Below are 21,261 nucleotides of genomic sequence, written 5' to 3'. Positions count from 1 at the left end.
TAGTAAAACCTGAATTTACTTTACAAGCATCTTCAGCATAATATCAAATTTAGTTTCATATTCTTCAGACACTGTTTTGCTCTCGGTAAACAGCAGCCTGCGTACTACAGGAATACTATAAGGCAATGACCACGCCCTAAGCGATTTTGCCACAGCATCCATATTATTGATACCCTGCATTGCCTGTGCGCCATCTGCCCAGCATACAAGCCCTATCTTTTTATCGGTAAGGTACGGAATTTCGCGCTTAGCGCTTAGTTCCAGCCAGTCAAGACAATTCTTCATCGCACCCGGCATACCGCCATGGTATAAAGGCGTAAGCCAGATATGGGCATCGGCCTGCCTGAAAGCCTCAACCATATTAAGTACCGAAGACGACACCTCACTAGCGGTGCTAAACATAGGGATATTGCTGTCATCTATATTAAAGATAATAGCCTCAGAACCCATCGCAGTAATCTTATCTTTAAGAAAACCTGTAATGGCATCTGCCGTACTATTAAAACCGGAACCCATTGCTCCGTTAAAAAGTAATATTTTCATTTGTATTTATTGGTTTGCGTTGGTATAAAGCTTTTCAGCAAAATCCCAGTTTATAATGTTCCAGAACTGTGTGATATAATCGGCACGCCTGTTTTGGTAACTTATGTAATATGCATGCTCCCAAACATCAAGTGCAAGTACCGGAATACCCTTTATCGTAGTGTGCAGCATTATCGGATTATCCTGGTTAGGCGTACTGCCTATTTCAAGTTTGTTTTCTTCATTAACAAACAGCCAGGTCCAGCCCGAACCAAACCTGCCCATTGCAGCTGCGGCAAATTTTTCCTGAAAAGCTGTAAACGAGCCAAAGGTAACATTTATAGCTTCTGCAAGTTGGCCTGTTGGCTCTTTTTTAGCATTAGGCGTAAGAAGCTTCCAGAACAGGCTGTGATTGTAATGTCCACCCGAATTGTTGCGCAGCACAGGCGGCAGTTCAGATGCCTTTTCAAATATCTCATCAAGGGTCAGGTCCTCGTATCCGGAATCCTGAAGGCCTTTATTAAGATTGTCTACATAAGCCTGATGATGCTTAGCGTGGTGGATTTCCATTGTTTTGGCATCTATAAAAGGCTCAAGCGCATTATAAGCGTATTCAAGTTTAGGCAATATATAAGTCATGATATTATTTTTTTATGTTGGAACAAAATTACTACATTTGCATAATAAACCAAATATTTACTTTGTTTATTATGAAAATAAAATTTCCCGATAATGAGCGTGCTATCTGGATATTAAAAACCAAGGGGCCGTCTACGCTTATTTCTTTAGCCAAGGAAATGAATGTAACAACCGAAGGCGCTCGTTTTCAGTTACTGAAATTAGCCGGAGAGGGTTTGGTTACCTCTGCATCAGAATCTAAAGGAAGAGGCCGGCCGCAGCAGATATGGTCGCTTACTGCATTGGGCAATACCCGTTTTCCTGATACTCACGCCGACCTTACAGTAAAACTAATAGAAAAAACGCGCGAACTGCTGGGCGAAGAAGCACTAAACCTAGTTATTGAAGCGAACAGTTTAGACTTACGCAATAAATACTGTAATGCCGTAGCCGGAGTTAACAGCCTTGAAGAACGAATTAAAATTTTAGCCGATTATCGCGATGGCGAAGGTTACATGGCATCCTACTCAAAAGAAGGAGACGGCTATATGCTGGTAGAAAACCACTGCCCTATTTGCGCCGCTGCCGCTGCCTGTGTAGGTTTCTGTAAAACAGAACTGCAAACTTTTCAGCAGGTACTGGGCGAAGGCGTACTGGTAGAAAGAACAGACCACATATTGGCAGGAGCCCGAAGATGTGCTTATAAAATTACACAACAATAAAAAAGGGATTCCAAAATAGAATCCCTTTCATCATATACGCTACAGCATTAATTATGCCTTGAACTTCCAGTCGAATTCATCATTCTTATTGATGGTAGCCCCTATCTCGATTTTGATAACCTCGTTAAATTCCACCTGGAAAATGATCCAGTTGGCTTCATTAAAATGATTGTCTATAGTGTCAAATGACTCCACTTCAAAATCCTTGAGTCCGTTTGTTTTGGCAGCAGCTTCAATAGCTGTCCAGTTTTCGCGGATAACCTTAGAACCGAAAATCTCAGACGATGGATTAGAAACAATGATATAGCCTAATCGCATATCTTCATCCTGATAAAAAGTAAGTCTTAATTTTTTATCGTTATACAGGTAAATGATGTTACCGTCTTCGTCTTTAAACTGCCTGTCAGGATTGCCATAAACGCCTCTAACATCCTTTTCCTTCATTCCGAAAAGCAACTCCCCAACACCTGATTTTAAATTTATTTTCATAGTAAACTGATAAATTTTTGTTAACGCAAAGGTATTCAAATTTAAAGAAATCCAGCACTCAAAAGGGTTTGCGTTAAATATTAATTACTTTAAGATATATTTAACTAATTCATTACAAAACCGTTAAGAGTATTACACCGTAACTTTAAATTATGTACAATTAACACCAATTTTTTATTATGAAGAAAACAATTACCTATCTAAGGATCATTGCGGTACTTTTCATGTTTGCCTTTTCGGCAAATGCGCAGTCTGTTACCGTAACCAACACTAACGATGCAGGCGCAGGCTCTTTCAGGCAGGCCGTGCTTGATGTAGCGGCAGGCGGGGCTATATTATTTGACGCATCGCTAAACGGAACTACGATTACACTTACAAGCGAAGTTACCATTAACAAGAACATTGTTATTAATGGCAGCGGCGCAGAAAACACAACTATTAGCGGGGGCGGCACTACACGTATCCTTTTAATTACCGATGGCGAGGTTACCATAAATAACCTAACTCTTACAAATGGCTCTGCGGCTGATAATGGCGGGGCCATTTCTGCATCAGGCAGTACGGTACTTATCAATAACACGACTATATCTAACAGTACGGCTGCCGGTGCAGCCGCAACTAACGGTGGTGGTGGTATTTTCCTTGCCGATGGTTCGCTTACAATTAATGTATCTACAGTTACAAATAATACTGCTACAGGAGCTTCAGGAAGTGGTGGTGGTATCCATGTAAGTACAGGAGGAACATTGAACGTAAATGCGTCGACTATCTCAGAAAATATGGCAAACCGCGCTGGTGGTGGTATAGAGGTAAATGCAGCTACAGCTGTTACCCTTACGCTTAACGACGTGACACTTGACGGGAACACTACAGGTGCAGCACCTGGTAATGGCGGCGGTCTTCATATTACAGGAGCAAGCAATGCTACTATTACAGGTGGTGTAGTTAGCAATAACGAAGCAATTTCTGAAGGCGGCGGACTATGGAATGGTTCAGGTATTATGACCATTGCAGGAACAGTTATTACCGAAAACACGGCAAGCGGTGCATTAGCAGATAACGGCGGTGGCGGTATATACAACCTTAGCGGTGTAGTAAACATTAACGCTGAAACTGAAATTACAAACAACACAGCAAACGGCGCTGCCGGAAGCGGAGGAGGAATCCTTAACGATGTAGGAGGTAAACTTACTATTACTGACGCTACAATTACAGGCAACATTTCTAATCGTGCAGGCGGTGGTATAGAAGATAATTCAGGTGCGGCAGGTTTTGTTGTACTGACTGATGTTACACTTGACGGAAACATTACAAATACTATGCCTGGTAACGGCGGTGGACTTCACGTAACAGGCGCGGGCACCGTTACGATTAACGGAGGTACTGTAAATAATAACGAAGCAGGCGCTGAAGGAGGCGGACTTTGGAACGGCTCTGGTACCATGACAATTTCAGGAACAGTTATTACAGAAAACACAGCCAGCGGTGCAGGTGCCGATCAGGGTGGTGGTGGAATCTACAACCTTAGCGGAACACTTAACATTAGTGGAGACGCAGTAATATCTAACAATACTGCTGATGGCGCTGCAGGTAGCGGCGGTGGTTTACTAAACGATGTTGGCGGAAAAGTAACCATAGAGGATACACAATTCTCAGGCAACGTATCAGTACGTGCAGGTGGTGCAATTGAAGATAACGGCCGTGAGACCGGATTTGTAAATATTGACAACGTAACTTTTACTTTAAACAATGCAGGTGCTTCTCCTGGTAATGGCGGTGCAGTACACATGACAGCTGCAGGTAATGTAACTATCACTAACAGTATAGTGAGCGGCAACATTGCTGTGCAAGGTGGCGGACTTTGGAACGGTACAGGTACTATGACTGTTGAAAGAGTTCACATTACTGCCAATACAGCTACAGGATTAACAGTAAACGACGGTGGTGGCGGTATCTTTAACAACGGGGGTACGCTAAATGTTTCTAACACTACACTTTCCCTAAACACTGCGACAGGACTTCTTGGACGTGGCGGAGGACTTCACCTTAACGGTGGTACGACTGTTTCGTTAAAAAATACGATCTCAGGCAATACATCATTAACTAATGGTGGTGGTATATTCAATAAAGGTGCCCTTACTGTAGACGCAAACACGATTGCACTTAATGGTGCAACGATTAGCGGTGGTGGTATCTCTAACGACGGCGCAAGCACTGTAAGCCTTAAAAATACTATCGTGGCTACTAATACAGCCTTAATATCGGGTGCTAACCTTTTTGGTGACGACAATACAATAACTTCTGCCGGGTTTAACCTTGTGGCTGCTATAGACGGAAGTGTATTTGTTTCGACTGAAGATGATATCACAGGATCTATCACATTACCTATAGAAATCGGACTTTCTGCACTTACAGAAACAGAAGACGGTACTCCGGTACATATCCTAAGCTGCCCAAGCCCTGCGGCTGACATGGGTGACCCTGCCGACAGCAGCTCTGACCAGAATGGCTTTGCTATTTTTAATGGAAGACGTGACATAGGTTCTTATGAAGCGCAGGAGAACTGTGTTACTGCAGGTATCGAAGATTTCGCTGCAAACAGAAGCATGGTATATCCTAACCCATCTAACGGTATATTTACATTAGATCTTGCATCTAACTACAACAACGGTGCTAACATTTCTATCTACGAAATTGCTACAGGCAAACTGGTTAAAGAAATGAAAGCAGATGCCATGAGCGTAGAAATAGGCATGAATGGCTTCGCATCAGGAACATATGTTATGCAGATCGTTTCTGACAAAACAACCGAAACACATAAACTGATCGTGAACAGATAGTTTTTATTAGTTGGTTTGTAGAAAAGCTCTCCGCAATGCGGGGAGCTTTTTTGTTTTATATTCTGTCATTTTGAGCGGAACGCAGTGGAGTCGAAAAATCTCAGACGAGATTCTTCCTTCGTCAGAATGAAAAGCATAATAGAAAATCTGCGGCAATCCGCCAAATCCGCGTTATCCGCGTTCCGTTAAGATTGCTTCGTCATCTTTCCGTCTACCGTCAACTGACAACCACCAACCGACACTATCTTTTCACCTTTATCTTCCTCCCCTGTTTGACTAAGATCTCAGAGCCTTCCGCAAGGTATACAGAGACTGGTTTTAAGTTTTGCATGAAGGCGAAATCGGGTCCGTAAGTTGATTTAAAGTTAACCCTGATGGAATGGTCTTTTATAGAATACACCTGCCAGCGCGGATGCACCACCTCATATTCTGACGTCACATTTTCGTTGATCCTGGTGTAGCCCCAAAAATGTTCGGTAATGAATTCCTCTTCGCTTCCTTCTGTAATATCCACAGGCTTACTTTCAGAAACAGTTTTGATGATGTTCCATCTTCCGTCCTTTTTCCAGATGTATTTAACCGTTAGTGAATCATCTTTTTCTTCCCACAAATGGCGGGTTGGTAATGTTTCGTAGTTCTCCTTGTAAAGAGCGTTGGCAACCATTGTTAGCGACGGCATCGGAACAATCTCCTTTATAAAGACAACACCGCGTTTATAGCCATCGGTGTCTTTATACTTTACGTAGAAGCGCAGATTTATCTCTTCAAAATTCACATGAAACGGAATACGCATCTTGAGCATTTTGGTTTCCTTGAACATAAACCCAACAAGGCTTACATAGCAGGTTCCGTTCCACAGGTCGAGTTCGGTTTCAAAAGGGAGATAGGGTTTCAGCAGTTCGGGATCCACTGCATAATTCATCATGATCAGCTTGCGCCACTGAGCATCAAGAAAGGTTCTTTTTTTGATTGGTATAGTTTGTTGCATAATTCTAAGATACAAAAAATGCATTTAGATTTTTTGCTGCGAATTGTGCATTTTTTTAATGAATTACATTCTTTTGATATGTCCTTTAATTTTGAGCGGAGTGCAACAGAGTCGAAGCACGAGGCTGAAGGCCAACTGGCGGAGCAAATCTCAGATATTATATTGGAATTTAAAGAGATTTCTCCTATCGTCGAAATGACAAAACGCTATGAAAAATCCGCGCTAATCTGCCAAAATCCGCGTCGTCCGCGTTCCTTTAAAAACAAAAAATCCGCCAGTTATGACGGATTCTATTCTATAACTAAAGTAAAATTTTAATACTCAAATGTACCATATTCACTATTAATTGTAAGTTTCTTAGAAACTCCCCCTTCGGGGGTTAGGGGGCTTACCCTGCCTACGATCTGAGCATCAACGTTGAATGATTTAGAGATTGCGATGATATCCTGTGCGATGTTCTCAGGAACATACACCTCCATACGGTGGCCGCAGTTAAATACCTGGTACATTTCTTTCCAGTCGGTACCCGAGTTCTCCTGGATCAGCTTAAATAGCGGAGGTACAGGGAACAAGTTGTCTTTTATCACGTGGACGTTGTCTACAAAGTGAAGCACCTTAGTTTGTGCACCGCCCGAGCAGTGTACCATTCCATGTATATCTTGCGGAGTATATTTCTCCAGTATTTTTTTGATGATAGGTGCGTAGGTACGCGTTGGCGAAAGCACCAGTTTACCGGCATCTATAGGGCTGCCTTCAACAGCATCGGTCAGTTTTGTTTTGCCCGAGTATACAAGCTCAGCAGGAACCGAAGCATCAAAGCTTTCAGGGTATGCCTTAGCAAGGTAATTGTCAAACACATCGTGGCGTGCAGACGTAAGTCCGTTACTGCCCATACCGCCGTTGTAGCCTTTCTCGTAAGACGCTTCGCCAAAAGAAGCAAGGCCAACGATAACATCGCCCGGCTGAATGTTGGCATTGTCAATCACATCGCTGCGTTTCATGCGTGCCGTTACGGTAGAATCTACAATAATGGTACGCACAAGGTCGCCCACATCGGCAGTTTCGCCACCTGTTGAGTGGATGGTAACGCCAAAGGTTTTTAGTTCTTCGATAAGCTCTTCGGTACCGTTGATGATCGCCGAAAGCACCTCGCCCGGAATAACATTTTTGTTACGCCCGATGGTAGATGACAGCATGATATTATCGGCAGCGCCCACACAAAGCAGGTCGTCAATATTCATGATAAGCGCATCCTGTGCAATGCCTTTCCACACAGAGATATCTCCGGTTTCTTTCCAGTACATATAGGCAAGAGACGATTTTGTGCCCGCGCCATCGGCATGCATTATAAGGCAGTAGTCGTTGTCGCCTGTAAGGTAATCAGGAACAATTTTACAAAATGCCTTAGGAAACAGGCCTTTATCTATGTTTTTAATGGCGTTGTGCACGTCTTCCTTAGAGGCAGAAACTCCCCTTTGGCTGTAACGTTTGCTGGTATCAGAACTCATGGATATGGGTTTGTAATTTGAACGGCAAAGATAGGTTTAATGGAGCAATTATACAATGCAACGATTATTTAATGCAGCAATTTATCAATTGATTGATATAACAATTATTTGATGGAGTGATTTGCAAATGAAACTATATATTTATTGCTTAAGCTTTCCTGCCTTTAAATTACATTATAATATATTTGCTATTCCAATCAAATAATCAAAATCCTGCAAATGGGCTTTTTAGATAAACTGTTCAGTAAAAAAGAAGAAAAAATAAATACCAATGCTGATTTCTGGAAATGGTTTCAGCAAAATGAAAAAGAATTTTTCAAAATTACACAAGCAGGCGATAACGTTCAGTCCTTTCACAACAAATTATCCGACAAACTTAACGAACTAAGGGAGGGCTATTATTTTTTATCGGGTATGTTAACTGATGATACCGCGGAACTTGTAATTACAGCCGATGGTAATATCAAAAATTTTGTTTTTGTTGAAGAACTCGTTGCTGATGCCCCTCAAATTAATGGATGGAAATTTACGGCTCTTAAGCCGGATTTGGACATACAGGCTTATGGTATAAATATGGATGGTTATTCATTTTCAGATAAGACCATTTCATTTTATTCAAATGAAAATAAAATCCGTCCTGATGAGATTGACATTACAGTTCTAAATTCCGACTTTACAGAAGAGAATAAAGATACAATCATATTGGGAACTCATATCTTCTTAGATAATTTTCTTGGGGAAATAAATTTTGCCACAACTATAGATAACATATCAGTTATAGGTACAAAAGATACTCAGAAAGAATTAATCCCTATCGAAAAGCTAAAAGCTTATCTCATCTGGCGGGAGAAAGAATTCGTGGAAAAATATGAGGGAATACGGCATAATACTGATAATGACACATATATACTTTATGAATACAAACATGACGATTATCCGATAATCGGGGTTATCAATACCGATTTATTACAATGGGAAGCAAAAGCTGCTTATCCATGGATATTGAAGATAAGTATTGCTTATGATGGTTTAGCTAACAATGGAATGCCAAATCAGATGGTATCAGCTTTGGTAGATTCATCCGAAGAAAAATTTACAGAACAGTTAAAAGAAAAAAATAATACTTTAAATCTAGGTAGAGAGACCGGCTGTAATACAAGAGATATATTTTTCGCGTGTAAAGAATTCCGTAAGTCTTCGTTAATTGTTGATTCTCTAATCAATCAACAAACGAGGTTTAAAATTGATTATATGATTTACAAGGACAAATACTGGCAAACATTTGAAAAATTTAAACAATAGTATATCATGGATCAAAAATCTATATTTTACATTATCTTCCTCCTAATCACCACCACCGTTTTCAGCCAAAAGGCATACCTTTCTAAAAGTGAAGCCGATAAGGTTATCACACCAGATGTAAAGAAAGAATTTGGGTTGGAGTTCCCGGCGTTCAGGGTGTATAATTATTCCGATAAAGCCGGGAAATTCTACATCGTGCTGACCGAAAAGAACGACGGCACAAGAGATGCCGACACGCTGCACCATAAGATAAAGGCGGTCTGTTTAAAAAACAATGCCGGAAAACTCGAAAAGAGCTGGGAAATCAATGATTTTGTAACCCTGGTTAGTAATTCGGAATATGAGGAGTCCATTTGGTTTTGGACAAAATATTCCTCGTTTACCGATATCGACAAAGACGGCATCGTTGAACCTGTCATAGTATACGGCACCAACGGCTATAACGGCTACGACGACGGACGCATCAAGATACTGATTTTCTATAAAGGCGAAAAGATTGCCATCCGCCATCAGAACGGCGTGCTTGATGAAGTTAGAAATACTGAAGTTGACTCCAAATTCTACAAACTGCCGGAGTCTATTCAAAACCATGTAAAAAAGACCATGAAAACCATCATGGAACACGACAAGGGTATTTTTCCGTACGGCTGGGAAAAGAATATGAAGAACCACAAAACAAAGTTTGACGAGAATTAAGATTGGCTTTGCTTTGGCTTAAAGCCAGCTTAAGCTCTGCGATACGGGTAGCGATCGCTATGCGTAATCATATCTTTTACATATGTAGTAACGGATTGATTTTCAACATACTTTTAAAATTTGCCTGTGCATTTGCTTAACAGTTTGCTTGGGGTATTGCTTAAGCAAAATTTGTAAAATACAATTAATCAATCATTTACAAAATACCTGTTTCGATGTATTGTATATCAGTTGCCAACCTGTGCCCTACTTATTGCCTATTGATTTCCTAATGTATTTGCGTTTGATTTCCAACTATTTTCAACTTATATCACGACCTATATAAAGGTATTATAACTAAGGTATATAATAAACATATCCAAAAAAGAAATTCAAATATCTCCTTTAAAAAAATAACCAAAAAATGTCCATCATAAGTGGGGAGACTTTTTGATTGGATTTTTTTCTTTTTCTCTTTTTTTTCAGATGTTTACTGTGGGAAGGACGCCAATCTGTACGAAGGCACACCCGGGAGCCGCGGATCTGCAAGTTGACAGTGACAGTTTTCAGTATTCAGTTTCCAGTCGAAGTCTCCATTTACAACGTTCTGTCATTTCGACCGAAGCGCAGCGTAGTGGAGACCCGAGGGCTGTGCCCGACCGGCGTAGCAAATCTCTATTGGAATTAAGAGAGATTTCTCCTATCGTCGAAATGACAGAATGTACTCTTTAAACGGCTGTCATTTTGAGCGAAACGAAGTGGAGTCGAAAAATCTCTATTGAGATTTCTCCACTTCGCTGCGCTACGGTCGAAATGACAGAGCATATTCTTTAAAAGAAATGTCATTTTGAGCGATTAGAGGACTTTGCCCAACTGGCGGAGCAAATCTCATATCGATTATTGGAATTAAAAGAGATTCTTCCGCTACGCTTCGCTGCGGTCAGAATGACAGAACGTATTAGTAAACACACCCCTAGCCCCTCTCAAGAGGGAAACTCTTACTCATGCGAAGCCCACTGTTGCTTTAGTGCCGAGTGAAGCTGGTTCCCCTCTTGAGAGGGGCTAGGGGTGTGTTAATTGTTAGATGTAATGAGACATTAATTATTCTCCACAATAAGCACCTCCACCCTGCGGTTTGCTTCGCGCTCATCGGCAGTTTTTTCAGGGATTGGATACATCGGCTGGCTCACACCGAAACCTTCAAACGACAGACGGCTCTTTTCGATACCGTTAATGTTAAGGAACTGCATCACGGCTTTTGCCCTTTTTGTTGAGAGATCATTGCGGTCGGCTTTCATACAGCATACGTGCCCCTGAAGCTTAATTTTAAGATTAGGGTGCAGCTTCATGGTTTCTAACAACTCGTACAGTTTAGGCCTTGAATCAGGCATGATGCCAAAGGTATTCTCATAAAAGTTCAGGTTGTCTATGCGCAGCTTATCACCCGCTTTTGACTCCCCTATTTTTTTCATAAAGGCAACGTCAAGGGTAAGGTCTTCATCTTTACCCCCCGCCCCTTTTACCCTAACTGTAGATGGGTATACTACAGGCCCTTTTTTAACTTCGGGTTTCTTAACAGCGTCAGGTATGCCCAGTATCTCGTTTTCCCTGGCAAGGTCTTTTTCCAGCAGGTAGTAGATAACCACCTTACGGTTCTCTGCCTTTACAGGCGATTGCTTATGCAGCTTGCCAAAACTCCTGGTCTTAAAGTCCTCACGTATCTTTACCCTGTTTTGTATCAGCGCAAACACATGGCTAACCCTGCGTTGCGAAAGCGTATCGTTCATGCCAATAGTTCCGTCTTCGTCGGTATAACCATTGATGGCCAGTATCTTTGAAGTCTTGTTTTCAGCAAGCCATTTTTCAAGGCGCTGCGGTTCGCCTTTTTTAAGTTCGTACTTATTGGTATCAAAATACAGCGAGAATTGCTCCTGCGCCTGCATTGCCATACTAAAGAATATTGAGAATATAAGGACTGAAAACAGCTTTTTCATGAGTAATGGTTTGTTTGTATAACGAATTTAGGAATTATTTTATTACTTTATACTTTCTTTTGTCTTGAAACAAAAGAAACAAAAATTCGAGGCTGGCACCTGTTTACGCTACAAATCATTCGCCTCAACTAAAAGATTTGAACTCGCTTCGCTCAAACAGCAAATCTTTTTACGCTTCTCCTCATGATTTGCTTTACGCTAAACAGCTGATGCCTACAGCTTCACTCAACTGGAAATCGTAATTCATAATTTCAAATTCGTAATTAATTAGAAATAATCTCAATTTCCACCCTGCGGTTGGTTTCGGCCTGAAGGGCATTAGTTTCGGGAATAGGATATATAGGACGGCTGCCGCCGAAACTCTGGAAGGATACTCTGCTTTTATCAATACCGGCATTTATAAGATGGTTGTAAACGGTCTTTGCCCTTAGCAGCCCCAGGTTTTTAGTATCTTCAAGATTACAGCAAATATGCCCCTGTATGTCGATTTTAAGATTAGGGTTGTCTTCCATTATTTTAACCAGGCCGTTAAGCATCTTTATTGAACCCGGCAACGCCCTGCCCGAATTCCGTTCAAAGGCCAGTTTACTCAGCGGTATCTTACTGCCTACTTTTGCCTTTTTCATCTGTTTCTCCAGCGGATTTACCTTTGGCTTATTTTTTTCAAAATAGATAGTAACCTTTCGGCTTTGGGCATCGTCCTTGTCTTTACCTGTTTCGCCGAGGCCTTTTATTTCGGCTTTTTCGTCAAGGTCTACATCGTTAGCTTTCAGTAATTCTGCAATATAATTTGCCCGACGAATGGAAAGGCTGCTGTTGGCATCGGTCTTGCCGACCCCATCGGCATATCCCTGTATTTTTGTAACATTGACCGATTTATGCCAGTCCATCCAGTTTGTGAATTCTGCCGAAAATATGTTGTTTAATGTGTCTTTACCAGTGTCAAAATATATGGCGTATTGCTCCTGAGCGTAGGAGAAAGCCGTTAGGAACAACAATAGTAAGAGTAAATATTTTTTCATAAATAACTTACAATTTTTGTTGACACACCCCTAACCCCTCTCAAAAGGGGAACCAGCTTCACTCGCAGTCGATGCAACAGTGACTTGGCATGAGTAAGAGTTCCTCTTTTGAGATTAGGGTGCGTCGATTCGTAATTCATATTTCCAAATTCATAATTAATTCTCCAGCACCTCTATTTCTACCCTGCGGTTAGCATTACGCTGTTCATTGGTCTGCTCGGGTATAGGGTAAATAGGATTTCTGCCTCCAAAATCTTTATACCGGATGCGTGACCGCTTTATGCCATTGTCCAGTAGGTATTCGTATACCACCTGCGCACGTTCTTTAGAAATCGGATGAGTCCTATCGGGATAGCAGCAGATATGGCCTTGTATCTCTACTTTGAGTTTAGGGTTATTTATCATTACCGTTAACAGTTCATCCAGCAATGGCTTTGATGAAACTTCCAGAAAAGAAGTATTCCCCTTAAAAATTAGGTTTCCTAGCACTATCTTATCGCCTTTTTTCCAGGTTGTGTGTCCGTTTATAGTAACGCCATCCAACTGATAAATCAGGCTGATGGTGTCTTTTACAACTTGATCCTGTGCCGGGGCAGAAAGTCTGAAAAGCACAATAAATATGAATAGAAGCTGCTTCATTACTTATCAACAATTTCTATTTCCACCCTGCGGTTAGCAATTTTTTGGTCTTCATTTTTCTCAGGGATAGGATATATGGGGTTTGATGTTCCAAAACCTTTATACGACAGCCTCTCTTTGTCGATGCCGTTTTTTATAAGATAATTATATACCACAACCGCGCGCTTAAGCGAAATGTTTTGCTTTTCGGGTTCGCAGCATACGTGCCCCTGAATATCTATCCTGAGCGTAGGCATATCTTTCAGCACCTGTAAAAGGTCATCTAATGCAGGTAGCGACGATGGCAGCATCACATCCATATTATTGTAAAAGTTCATGCCCTTTATCCTTATCTTATCGCCTTTTTTAGCATTGGTTACCTGCTTCTTAAATTCTGATGGTCCCGCCGGAACAGGCACGGGGGCCGGAGCAGGCTGTACCTCCGGCCTTGCATATTCGATAACCACTTTGCGGTCTTTAGGATTTCGTATAGCAGTACTCTGGCTTTCGCCGAAGCCTTTCTCTTCTACCTGTTCCACATACAGATCAGCGGCCTTTAATTGCCCGAAGACATACAGCGCACGCCTTTCTGACAAATCCTGGTTGTAAAGCAAACCGCCTGTTTTATCGGCGTAGCCATATATCTTTTGAATTCGTGCCAGCGGATTATCGGCAATCCATTTTGTGAGGCTTTGTGTAGATGGTGCATTGGTTTCATCTATATCAAAGTCAAAATAGACCGTGAATTTATGCTGGGCATTCGCCGAAAGGCTAAGCAATAGCAGTAGTTGTACAATTGGTTTCATGTAGTTGGTTTGGTTGCAATATAGCAATTTTCTAATGTACCAATATATCAATTAACTTCATTCAATCGATAGTCATTCTTTCACGAGACTGAAATTGCTACATTAAAAAATTATTACATTGATATATTAATTAGCCAGTATCTCAATCTCCACCCTTCGGTTCTCTGCCATCTCTTCTTTGTTCCTTTCGGGTATTTTGTGCATTGGCTTACTTCCGCCAAAACCCCGATAAGATAATCTGTCGCCATTTATACCGTTGCTATGAAGATACACAAAGACCTCCATTGCGCGTCTTTTAGAAAGGTCACCTGTATCGTCAGCAGAACAGCAAATGTGCCCCTGAATGTCTATTTTTAGTTTTGGGTTGTCGCGCATTATGATGTAAAGCTCTTTAAGTATAGGCTTAGATTCCTCTACTATAAAACTTGTACCACCCACAAAGTTAATATCGCGCAGTATTATCTTTTCGCCTGCCCTGGCTTCTTTAAACAATTGGGTCAATCCTGAAGTTACGGTTTTTTGCTGTTTTGTGTAGGTAATAACAGCTTTGCGGTTCTCGGCATCGGTACCCGATGTATATTGCGTTTCGCCATACGACATCATTTTCCATTTTTTTCGCATATATCCTGCATTCAGCCGAAAGATAAGATACTGTATACGGCGTATGGAAAGCCTGCGATTGTATTCAGTATTGCCAATGGTATCTGTATATCCGGAAATAGTATGTATGCCGGCATTCTTGTTACTCTCCATCCATTCGGCTAGTGCGGCTTTAGATGCTTCGGTGGGCACATCGGCATCAGAATCAAAATATATGGTAAACTCGTGGTCCTGCTGAGCATTCGCCGAAAGGCATAACAAAAATATAATGGGTAAAAGTAGCTTCATGTAGCTGTAAGGTTTTTAGGATAACGAATATACTGGATAATTTATTATTGGGGAACGCGGATGAAACGGATCTGGCAGATTTACACAGATTTATTTATCAAGGTAGCAAACCATCCGTAATTCGCGCAATATGGGTCATCTGCGTGCCAACTTTCTATAAAAGAAAAAGCCCCATGCTTACGCATGGGGCTAACTCAGTTAATTGTATGAAATATATTATCGTGTAAACAATAATTCCCTGTATTTAGTAAGCGTCCAGATCTCATCATCTACAAGAAGCTCAAGCTTGTCAGCATGCTCCCTGATCGTATCAAAGTATGGTTTTACATTATCGCAGTAAGCATGTGCCTGCTCTTCTGCGCTTGTAAGGGCATTAGCCGATTTACGAGCTTCCGTCATTTCCTCAACCTGAGAGTTGATTGCTGCAATGTGTCCTGAAATTTCTTTGATAAGGATAATTTGCTCTTTACCTACAGTTTCAAACTCGCTGCCAAAGATCTCTTTAAGGCCTTTTACGTTCTCAATAAGAATGTTTTGGTAACGGATAGCTGTTGGTACTACGTGGTTTCTTGCGATATCGCCAAGAACCCTTCCTTCTATCTGGATCTTTTTAGTGTACTCTTCAAGTTCAATTTCGTAACGTGCTTCAGCTTCTACATGGTTCATTACGCCAAGCTCTTCAAATAAAGCAAGAGACTGTGCAGATACTTTTGCTTTAAGTGCCGATGGCGTAGTCTTAAAGTTGCTTAGTCCGCGTTTAGCCGCTTCCTGCTCCCATGCATCGCTGTAACCGTCGCCTTCAAAAAGGATTGCTTTAGTTTCTTTGATGTACTCTCTAAGCACATTAAAGATAGCATCGTCTTTTTTCATGTCTTTACCTTCTATAAGTGCATCTACAGAAGCTTTAAAGTCTTTAAGCTGCTTAGCAACGATAGAGTTAACGATTGTCATTGCATTAGCACAGTTAGCGCTTGAACCTACTGCACGGAACTCAAATTTGTTACCTGTAAAGGCAAAAGGAGAAGTCCTGTTTCTGTCAGTATTATCAAGAAGAACGTCCGGAAGCTTACCTACTACATTAAGTTTAAGGTCTGTTTTTTCTTCCGGAGAAAGTTTTCCTTTAGACACGCCTTCAAGTTCTTCAAGAACTTTAGTAAGCTGCTGCCCAATGAATACAGATATAATTGCAGGAGGAGCCTCGTTAGCACCAAGCCTGTGGTCGTTAGTTGCTGTAGCAATAGATGCCCTCATTAGCTCTTCATTAGTATACACCGCTTTGATAGTGTTAATAAAGAAAGTAAGGAACTGCAGGTTGCTCATTGGCGTTTTGCCGGGACCAAGAAGGTTAACTCCTGTATCTGTAGCAAGCGACCAGTTGTTGTGCTTACCAGAACCGTTTACTCCTTTAAATGGCTTCTCGTGGAAAAGCACTTTAAAGTCATGGCGCTCTGCAACTTTTTGCATAACATCCATAAGTAATGAGTTGTGGTCTACTGCAAGGTTAGTCTCTTCAAATATCGGCGCAAGCTCAAACTGGTTAGGTGCAACCTCGTTGTGACGGGTTTTTACCGGTATACCAAGAAGCATACACTCGTTTTCCAGATCCCTCATATAGTTAAGGGCACGTGTAGGTATAGAACCAAAATAGTGGTCTTCTAACTGCTGGCCTTTAGCCGAAGTGTGTCCAAGTAGTGTACGTCCTGTAAGTGTAATGTCTGGCCTTGAATTAGCAAGTGCAGCATCTACAAGGAAATATTCCTGCTCCCATCCCAGGGTTGCAGTTACTTTCTTAACGTTTTTGTCAAAATAACGGCATACATCAGTCGCTGCTTCGTCAATAGCCTGAAGCGCTCTTAGTAATGGCGTTTTATAATCAAGTGCTTCACCTGTATAAGAGATGAATACTGTAGGGATACAAAGTGTAGTACCATATATGAATGCAGGAGATGTAGGATCCCATGCTGTATAACCACGAGCTTCAAATGTATTTCTGATACCTCCGTTAGGGAAACTTGATGCATCCGGCTCCTGTTGTACTAACTGGCTTCCGCCGAATTTTTCAACCGGGTCGCTGCCATCATACGATGTTTCAAAGAAAGCATCGTGTTTTTCTGCTGTTGTACCTGTAAGTGGCTGGAACCAGTGTGTATAGTGAGTAACACCTTTAGAAAGTGCCCACTCTTTCATACCCATTGCAATATAATCTGCCAGTTTACGGTCTATTTTAGTTCCGTGCTGCACTGCGTTTTTCACAGCCTGGTAAGCTTCAGACGTCAAAAACTGACGCATTGCTTTGTCGTTAAACACATTACTACCAAAAATGATCGACTTTTTGTCTAGTTCTTCTACTTTAACTGCTTTTCTGCTTGCAGTTTGTTGTAGTGCCTGAAAACGAAATGTTGACATGAAACTTTATTTTTTAATGTTAATGATGAATTAAATTCTGTGCAAATGTACAAAAAAATGTTTCAAATTTTAAATACCCCTATTTTTTTAGGGGGTCAAAAAATTATTTTTTTACTAAATCCGCAATAACACCCCTATTTTAACATGTAAAGGTATTTTTCATTACATTTACATAACAACTCAATACGGGATTACAGTATTTTCAATAATATTCCTACATCAGTTAATAAAAATATAAAATTCCCAAACCATTGTTAATTGAGTTAAAAATTTACTAAGCAAATTGCCCTTTGAATGAAGATTACATAATTTAGTCGAAGATTAATTCTTTAACCAAAAAACGTAATAATCATGAGAAACAAGAAACTTATACTTGGAATTGCTGCCGGAGCTGCAGTACTTGCAGGAGCAGCAGTAGTAATTGCAAGAAGAAGAGCTAAGAAAAACTACGAACAGGATATCACCGCAACACGTGATCATTTTAAAGGAAAGCTTAATGAACTTGAGCGTAAGGCAAAGAGAGAACTTAAAAATGGTGCCGAAGATCTTAAAGATGCTGTAAACTCAGCTAAAGACAGGGCTACCGACTGGGTTAACAAAGTCAACGCATAACATAAAACCAAAATCAACCAGCTAATCTTAACAGCTTGTCTTTTAAGATTAAAAACCGGTTAGTATTTATATTCTTATATAATGTAGCCGGTTTTTTCACTTTTTACATCTGTAAAACAATTTAATGAAGACTAAAAACTACTAATACCCTTTAATGCGCCATGAAAACGAGAAAAAATGCAGGACATAAATTCCAACCTTACAACAGCCTGATCGAGCAGCTGGCAGCACAGGCTATCGATGCCGAAAATACAGTACTACCGGAAATTTTAGTTGTAACTACTTTTCCGCCAAGACAGTGCGGTATTGCCACTTATTCGCAGGACCTTATCAAGGCGCTTAACGATCATTATGTAGATTCTTTCTCCATTAAGATTTGTGCCCTTGAAAACCAGCACGAAAGACATACCTATACAGACCCATCAGTAAAATATGTACTGAATGTATCTGATCCGCAGTCGTATACCGACCTTGCAAATGCAATCAATGAAGATGAGAACCTGAAGATTGTGCTTATACAGCATGAATTTGGACTGGTTCACGAGAGCGTTGCCAACTTTAATACTTTTATAGACGATGTAAGGAAACCGCTTGCCGTGGTCTTCCATACGGTACTTCCCGGCCCTAACGATGAGTTAAGGGCTAATGTTCAGCACATACTTAACCGTGCCGATTCTCTTATTGTAATGACAAACAACGCTGCCGACATACTGGTACGCGACTATATAGTAGACCGCGAAAAAATCACAATGATCCCTCACGGCACCCACCTTGTTGCCCATACCGACAAAGATGAACTAAAACGCAAGTACGGATTCCAGAACAGGACCATACTTTCTACATTTGGTTTGCTGAGTGCCGGTAAAAGTATAGAGACTACTCTTGAGGCACTGCCTCATGTTGTAGACAAAACACCAGATGTCCTTTTCCTTATCATAGGCAAGACACACCCTACCGTTGCGCTTAATGAGGGCGAGGTATACCGCGATTCCCTTATTGCAAAGATTGCCGAACTGGGTATCGAAGAAAATGTAAAATTCATAAATAAATATGTAGACCTTAATGAGCTTTTGGAATACCTTCAGCTTACCGATATCTACCTGTTTACTTCAAAAGACCCTAACCAGGCAGTAAGTGGAACTTTCTCGTATGCCCTTAGCTGCGGATGCCCTATCATCTCTACCCCAATACCTCATGCAAAAGAGGTACTGGCAGGAGAAACAGGTATTACGTTTGACTTTGGAAACCACGACGAACTTGCAGAAGCAATCAACACCCTGTTATTCAATCCTGAATTAAGGAATACTATGGTGCTTAACGGCCTGCACAAGATAATCCATACTACATGGGAAAACTCTGCGGTGAACCATGCTAAGCTTTTGGCAAAAACTGCCGGAGGCATAAAACTGCAATACCGTAACCCTGAAGTAAACCTTGACCACATCAAGGCCATGACTACCGATTTTGGTATGCTGCAATTTAGCCAGCTGAACAGGCCCGATGTAAACTCAGGATATACTATAGACGATAATGCAAGGGCTATGATCGCTATGGGTCAGCACTACAAACGCTATAAAGATCCATCGGTACTTAAATACATTCAGATTTACCTTGATTATATTCAATTCTGCCAGTTTGAAGATGGCCGATTCATAAACTATGTAGATGTAAATAAAAAGATTACTGCCCAAAATAATAACGAAAACCTTGAAGACAGTTCAGGTCGCGCTATGTGGGCATTAGGATATATCGTTTCTTTAGGCAACATACTGCCGATTGAAATGTCGGCACAGGCTGCAACGTTGTTCCAAAAAACACTATCGCTTACCAAGAACATCTATTCTACAAGAGCAATGGCTTTTGTAATTAAAGGCCTGTACTATTACAACCGCAGGATTAAAGACGCCGATACCCTTATTTACATAAAATTATTTGCCGACAGGCTTGTGCAAATGTACCGCCACGAGGCTGATGCCGACTGGAAATGGTTTGAAGGCTATCTAACCTATGCTAATAGTGTATTACCTGAGGCGTTATTACTATGCTACACCATCACTAATGATGCAGTATACAAAGACATAGCAAAAGAATCGTTTGACTTTTTGCTTTCGCAGACATTTGATGACCACTCTATTAAGATAATATCTAACAGGAGCTGGCTGCAAAAAGGCGGAAAAAGAGAGCAATATGGCGAACAGCCAATTGACGTTGCTTATACAATCTTAGCATTACGCAAGTTCCATGACATATTCAAGGATGAAGAATACCTTGCTAAAATGGAAATGGCATTCAACTGGTTCCTGGGTAATAACCACTTACAGCAGATTGTTTACAATCCGTGCACAGGAGGATGCTTTGACGGACTTGAAGAATACAACGTAAACCTTAACCAGGGTGCCGAAAGTACAGTAAGCTATCTTATGGCAAGGCTTACCATTACAAAATACTTTGGCAATGCCGATATGATTTACTTTAGAAGGAAGCAGAGAGCAGCAAAAGTTGCCGCCCTGCGCACTTCAGATATATAATAGCCACACCTTAGCTGTGTCCCCAAGACAGAAAAGGCTTCCGTAACAGGAAGCCTTTTTGGGTTTTATGCATGATGGTAAATCGATAGAATCCCTGAAAAAGAAATAGTATAGCTCTGAATTATGTGCATAAAAAAACTCCCTGCACAAGCAGAGAGTTTAGTAATCTATATATAGTGAAGTGACCGAAAAAGGACTATTATTTAATAGTCTGTATTTCTACTGAACCGTTTGCTTCTTTCACGGCACTCATTACAGTATCATAGTTTGTATTATCTAAATTCTGAGCTATATAGCCCGGAACAAGCACTATTCTGAAAACCTGTCCATTTGTATACTGGGGAACTGTTGATAACGCGAACGTTGACTGCATGTAAAGTAAAACATCTGTTGTAGTAAAATTGAATTTATAGTCAATCTCTAAATCGGGTTCTGTTCCATTAGGCAGATAAACAGTATCTGGTATTGGCTGCCACACCGTAAACCCGTCATCTACTACCCTTCTGTAAACCAGTACAACGTCGCTGCTTAGAATTGCGGGATCTAAAGGAACCAATGCAGAATATCGTCCATTCTCATCCGGTGTAAAATTGATCGCTGCAGTATCAAATACTTCAGGATAAGTATCGCCATCTCCCGAAACTACAACATCATCGTCGTTGCTACAGCCCGTCAGGCCAAATACACTCACAATGCTTAGAAGTAAAAATATTTTTTTCATGT

19 protein-coding genes are annotated in these 21,261 nt (G+C 41.0%); 7 read left to right on the top strand and 12 right to left on the bottom strand.

Features of this window, described 5'->3' with window-relative positions:
• Nucleotides 1-15: 15 nt before the first annotated feature.
• Both R1T16_RS16745 and R1T16_RS16740 read right to left on the bottom strand, forming a co-directional pair.
• Complete coding sequence (locus R1T16_RS16745; protein WP_317502283.1) at nucleotides 16-543, bottom strand: NADPH-dependent FMN reductase; 528 nt, start codon at nucleotides 541-543, stop codon at nucleotides 16-18.
• 6 nt (nucleotides 544-549) lie between these two features.
• The gene (locus R1T16_RS16740; RefSeq protein ID WP_317502282.1) at nucleotides 550-1,161 is read right to left on the bottom strand and encodes a superoxide dismutase; all 612 of its coding nucleotides are present in this window, start codon (nucleotides 1,159-1,161) and stop codon (nucleotides 550-552) included.
• Nucleotides 1,162-1,232: 71 nt separating this feature from the next.
• Between R1T16_RS16740 and R1T16_RS16735 the strand changes: the two genes are divergently transcribed.
• Nucleotides 1,233-1,862 carry a metalloregulator ArsR/SmtB family transcription factor gene (locus tag R1T16_RS16735; RefSeq protein WP_317502281.1) on the top strand — a complete coding sequence of 210 codons (630 nt, stop codon included), beginning with the start codon at nucleotides 1,233-1,235 and terminating at the stop codon, nucleotides 1,860-1,862.
• Between the two features lie 51 nt (nucleotides 1,863-1,913).
• On the opposite strand, the gene R1T16_RS16730 is transcribed toward R1T16_RS16735, so the two are convergent.
• The gene (locus R1T16_RS16730; RefSeq protein ID WP_317502280.1) at nucleotides 1,914-2,351 is read right to left on the bottom strand and encodes a hypothetical protein; all 438 of its coding nucleotides are present in this window, start codon (nucleotides 2,349-2,351) and stop codon (nucleotides 1,914-1,916) included.
• Nucleotides 2,352-2,530: 179 nt separating this feature from the next.
• Here R1T16_RS16730 and R1T16_RS16725 point away from each other — a divergent pair, with 179 nt between their 5' ends.
• Nucleotides 2,531-5,191 (top strand): T9SS type A sorting domain-containing protein, encoded by a 2,661-nt coding sequence (locus R1T16_RS16725; RefSeq protein ID WP_317502279.1) that lies wholly within the window; start codon nucleotides 2,531-2,533, stop codon nucleotides 5,189-5,191.
• A 241-nt stretch (nucleotides 5,192-5,432) separates the two neighbouring features.
• On the opposite strand, the gene R1T16_RS16720 is transcribed toward R1T16_RS16725, so the two are convergent.
• Complete coding sequence (locus tag R1T16_RS16720; protein WP_317502278.1) at nucleotides 5,433-6,179, bottom strand: DUF2071 domain-containing protein; 747 nt, start codon at nucleotides 6,177-6,179, stop codon at nucleotides 5,433-5,435.
• 18 nt (nucleotides 6,180-6,197) lie between these two features.
• On the opposite strand from R1T16_RS16720, the gene R1T16_RS16715 reads away from it, so the two are divergent.
• The gene (locus R1T16_RS16715) at nucleotides 6,198-6,497 is read left to right on the top strand and encodes a hypothetical protein (RefSeq protein WP_317502277.1); all 300 of its coding nucleotides are present in this window, start codon (nucleotides 6,198-6,200) and stop codon (nucleotides 6,495-6,497) included.
• On the opposite strand, the gene R1T16_RS16710 is transcribed toward R1T16_RS16715, so the two are convergent.
• Nucleotides 6,494-7,687: an AIR synthase related protein gene (locus tag R1T16_RS16710; RefSeq protein WP_317502276.1), complete on the bottom strand. Its 1,194-nt coding sequence runs from the start codon at nucleotides 7,685-7,687 to the stop codon at nucleotides 6,494-6,496. The two genes, R1T16_RS16715 and R1T16_RS16710, sit on opposite strands and share 4 nt — an antisense overlap.
• Nucleotides 7,688-7,906: 219 nt before the next feature.
• Between R1T16_RS16710 and R1T16_RS16705 the strand changes: the two genes are divergently transcribed.
• Nucleotides 7,907-8,989: a DUF695 domain-containing protein gene (locus R1T16_RS16705; protein WP_317502275.1), complete on the top strand. Its 1,083-nt coding sequence runs from the start codon at nucleotides 7,907-7,909 to the stop codon at nucleotides 8,987-8,989.
• A gap of 6 nt (nucleotides 8,990-8,995) precedes the next feature.
• Nucleotides 8,996-9,685, top strand: coding sequence for a M949_RS01915 family surface polysaccharide biosynthesis protein (locus tag R1T16_RS16700; RefSeq protein ID WP_317502274.1), 690 nt, complete (start codon nucleotides 8,996-8,998; stop codon nucleotides 9,683-9,685).
• A gap of 1,076 nt (nucleotides 9,686-10,761) precedes the next feature.
• Here R1T16_RS16700 and R1T16_RS16695 read toward each other — a convergent pair.
• The 6 genes from R1T16_RS16695 to R1T16_RS16670 form a co-directional block, all read right to left on the bottom strand.
• Nucleotides 10,762-11,658 carry an OmpA family protein gene (locus R1T16_RS16695; RefSeq protein ID WP_317502273.1) on the bottom strand — a complete coding sequence of 299 codons (897 nt, stop codon included), beginning with the start codon at nucleotides 11,656-11,658 and terminating at the stop codon, nucleotides 10,762-10,764.
• Nucleotides 11,659-11,921: 263 nt separating this feature from the next.
• Complete coding sequence (locus R1T16_RS16690; RefSeq protein ID WP_317502272.1) at nucleotides 11,922-12,680, bottom strand: OmpA family protein; 759 nt, start codon at nucleotides 12,678-12,680, stop codon at nucleotides 11,922-11,924.
• 156 nt (nucleotides 12,681-12,836) lie between these two features.
• Nucleotides 12,837-13,319 carry an OmpA family protein gene (locus tag R1T16_RS16685; protein WP_317502271.1) on the bottom strand — a complete coding sequence of 161 codons (483 nt, stop codon included), beginning with the start codon at nucleotides 13,317-13,319 and terminating at the stop codon, nucleotides 12,837-12,839.
• On the bottom strand, nucleotides 13,319-14,104 hold the full coding sequence (locus R1T16_RS16680; RefSeq protein ID WP_317502270.1) for an OmpA family protein: 786 nt from the start codon (nucleotides 14,102-14,104) through the stop codon (nucleotides 13,319-13,321). Before R1T16_RS16680 ends, R1T16_RS16685 begins: the two co-directional genes overlap by 1 nt.
• A 126-nt stretch (nucleotides 14,105-14,230) precedes the next feature.
• Nucleotides 14,231-14,992, bottom strand: coding sequence for an OmpA family protein (locus tag R1T16_RS16675; protein WP_317502269.1), 762 nt, complete (start codon nucleotides 14,990-14,992; stop codon nucleotides 14,231-14,233).
• 216 nt (nucleotides 14,993-15,208) lie between these two features.
• The gene (locus R1T16_RS16670) at nucleotides 15,209-17,398 is read right to left on the bottom strand and encodes a glutamine synthetase III (protein ID WP_317502268.1); all 2,190 of its coding nucleotides are present in this window, start codon (nucleotides 17,396-17,398) and stop codon (nucleotides 15,209-15,211) included.
• A gap of 351 nt (nucleotides 17,399-17,749) precedes the next feature.
• On the opposite strand from R1T16_RS16670, the gene R1T16_RS16665 reads away from it, so the two are divergent.
• Nucleotides 17,750-18,010, top strand: coding sequence for a hypothetical protein (locus tag R1T16_RS16665; protein WP_317502267.1), 261 nt, complete (start codon nucleotides 17,750-17,752; stop codon nucleotides 18,008-18,010).
• A gap of 161 nt (nucleotides 18,011-18,171) precedes the next feature.
• A complete protein-coding gene (locus R1T16_RS16660; protein WP_317502266.1) occupies nucleotides 18,172-20,538 on the top strand; it encodes a glycosyltransferase in 2,367 nt (788 codons plus the stop codon).
• A gap of 199 nt (nucleotides 20,539-20,737) precedes the next feature.
• Here R1T16_RS16660 and R1T16_RS16655 read toward each other — a convergent pair whose 3' ends face one another.
• Nucleotides 20,738-21,259 (bottom strand): hypothetical protein, encoded by a 522-nt coding sequence (locus R1T16_RS16655; RefSeq protein ID WP_317502265.1) that lies wholly within the window; start codon nucleotides 21,257-21,259, stop codon nucleotides 20,738-20,740.
• Between the last annotated feature and the right edge of the window lie 2 nt (nucleotides 21,260-21,261).

The sequence above is a fragment of the Flavobacterium sp. DG1-102-2 genome (genome assembly GCF_033042555.1).
In the GTDB taxonomy this organism is placed as follows: Bacteria; Bacteroidota; Bacteroidia; order Flavobacteriales; family Flavobacteriaceae; genus Flavobacterium.
Note: the sequence above shows the minus strand (reverse complement) of the source record. Positions and strands in the feature narration are given on the sequence as shown.

Bases quoted from the DNA above. Each gene is read 5' to 3' on its own strand.
- R1T16_RS16690 (WP_317502272.1), bottom strand. From the start codon at position 12,680: ATGAAAAAATATTTACTCTTACTATTGTTGTTCCTAACGGCTTTCTCC.
- R1T16_RS16655 (WP_317502265.1), bottom strand. From the start codon at position 21,259: ATGAAAAAAATATTTTTACTTCTAAGCATTGTGAGTGTATTTGGCCTG.
- R1T16_RS16725 (WP_317502279.1), top strand. From the start codon at position 2,531: ATGAAGAAAACAATTACCTATCTAAGGATCATTGCGGTACTTTTCATG.
- R1T16_RS16695 (WP_317502273.1), bottom strand. From the start codon at position 11,658: ATGAAAAAGCTGTTTTCAGTCCTTATATTCTCAATATTCTTTAGTATG.
- R1T16_RS16660 (WP_317502266.1), top strand. From the start codon at position 18,172: ATGAAAACGAGAAAAAATGCAGGACATAAATTCCAACCTTACAACAGC.
- R1T16_RS16740 (WP_317502282.1), bottom strand. From the start codon at position 1,161: ATGACTTATATATTGCCTAAACTTGAATACGCTTATAATGCGCTTGAG.
- R1T16_RS16665 (WP_317502267.1), top strand. From the start codon at position 17,750: ATGAGAAACAAGAAACTTATACTTGGAATTGCTGCCGGAGCTGCAGTA.
- R1T16_RS16680 (WP_317502270.1), bottom strand. From the start codon at position 14,104: ATGAAACCAATTGTACAACTACTGCTATTGCTTAGCCTTTCGGCGAAT.
- R1T16_RS16720 (WP_317502278.1), bottom strand. From the start codon at position 6,179: ATGCAACAAACTATACCAATCAAAAAAAGAACCTTTCTTGATGCTCAG.
- R1T16_RS16670 (WP_317502268.1), bottom strand. From the start codon at position 17,398: ATGTCAACATTTCGTTTTCAGGCACTACAACAAACTGCAAGCAGAAAA.
- R1T16_RS16730 (WP_317502280.1), bottom strand. From the start codon at position 2,351: ATGAAAATAAATTTAAAATCAGGTGTTGGGGAGTTGCTTTTCGGAATG.
- R1T16_RS16705 (WP_317502275.1), top strand. From the start codon at position 7,907: ATGGGCTTTTTAGATAAACTGTTCAGTAAAAAAGAAGAAAAAATAAAT.
- R1T16_RS16700 (WP_317502274.1), top strand. From the start codon at position 8,996: ATGGATCAAAAATCTATATTTTACATTATCTTCCTCCTAATCACCACC.
- R1T16_RS16745 (WP_317502283.1), bottom strand. From the start codon at position 543: ATGAAAATATTACTTTTTAACGGAGCAATGGGTTCCGGTTTTAATAGT.
- R1T16_RS16715 (WP_317502277.1), top strand. From the start codon at position 6,198: ATGCATTTAGATTTTTTGCTGCGAATTGTGCATTTTTTTAATGAATTA.
- R1T16_RS16710 (WP_317502276.1), bottom strand. From the start codon at position 7,687: ATGAGTTCTGATACCAGCAAACGTTACAGCCAAAGGGGAGTTTCTGCC.
- R1T16_RS16685 (WP_317502271.1), bottom strand. From the start codon at position 13,319: ATGAAGCAGCTTCTATTCATATTTATTGTGCTTTTCAGACTTTCTGCC.
- R1T16_RS16675 (WP_317502269.1), bottom strand. From the start codon at position 14,992: ATGAAGCTACTTTTACCCATTATATTTTTGTTATGCCTTTCGGCGAAT.
- R1T16_RS16735 (WP_317502281.1), top strand. From the start codon at position 1,233: ATGAAAATAAAATTTCCCGATAATGAGCGTGCTATCTGGATATTAAAA.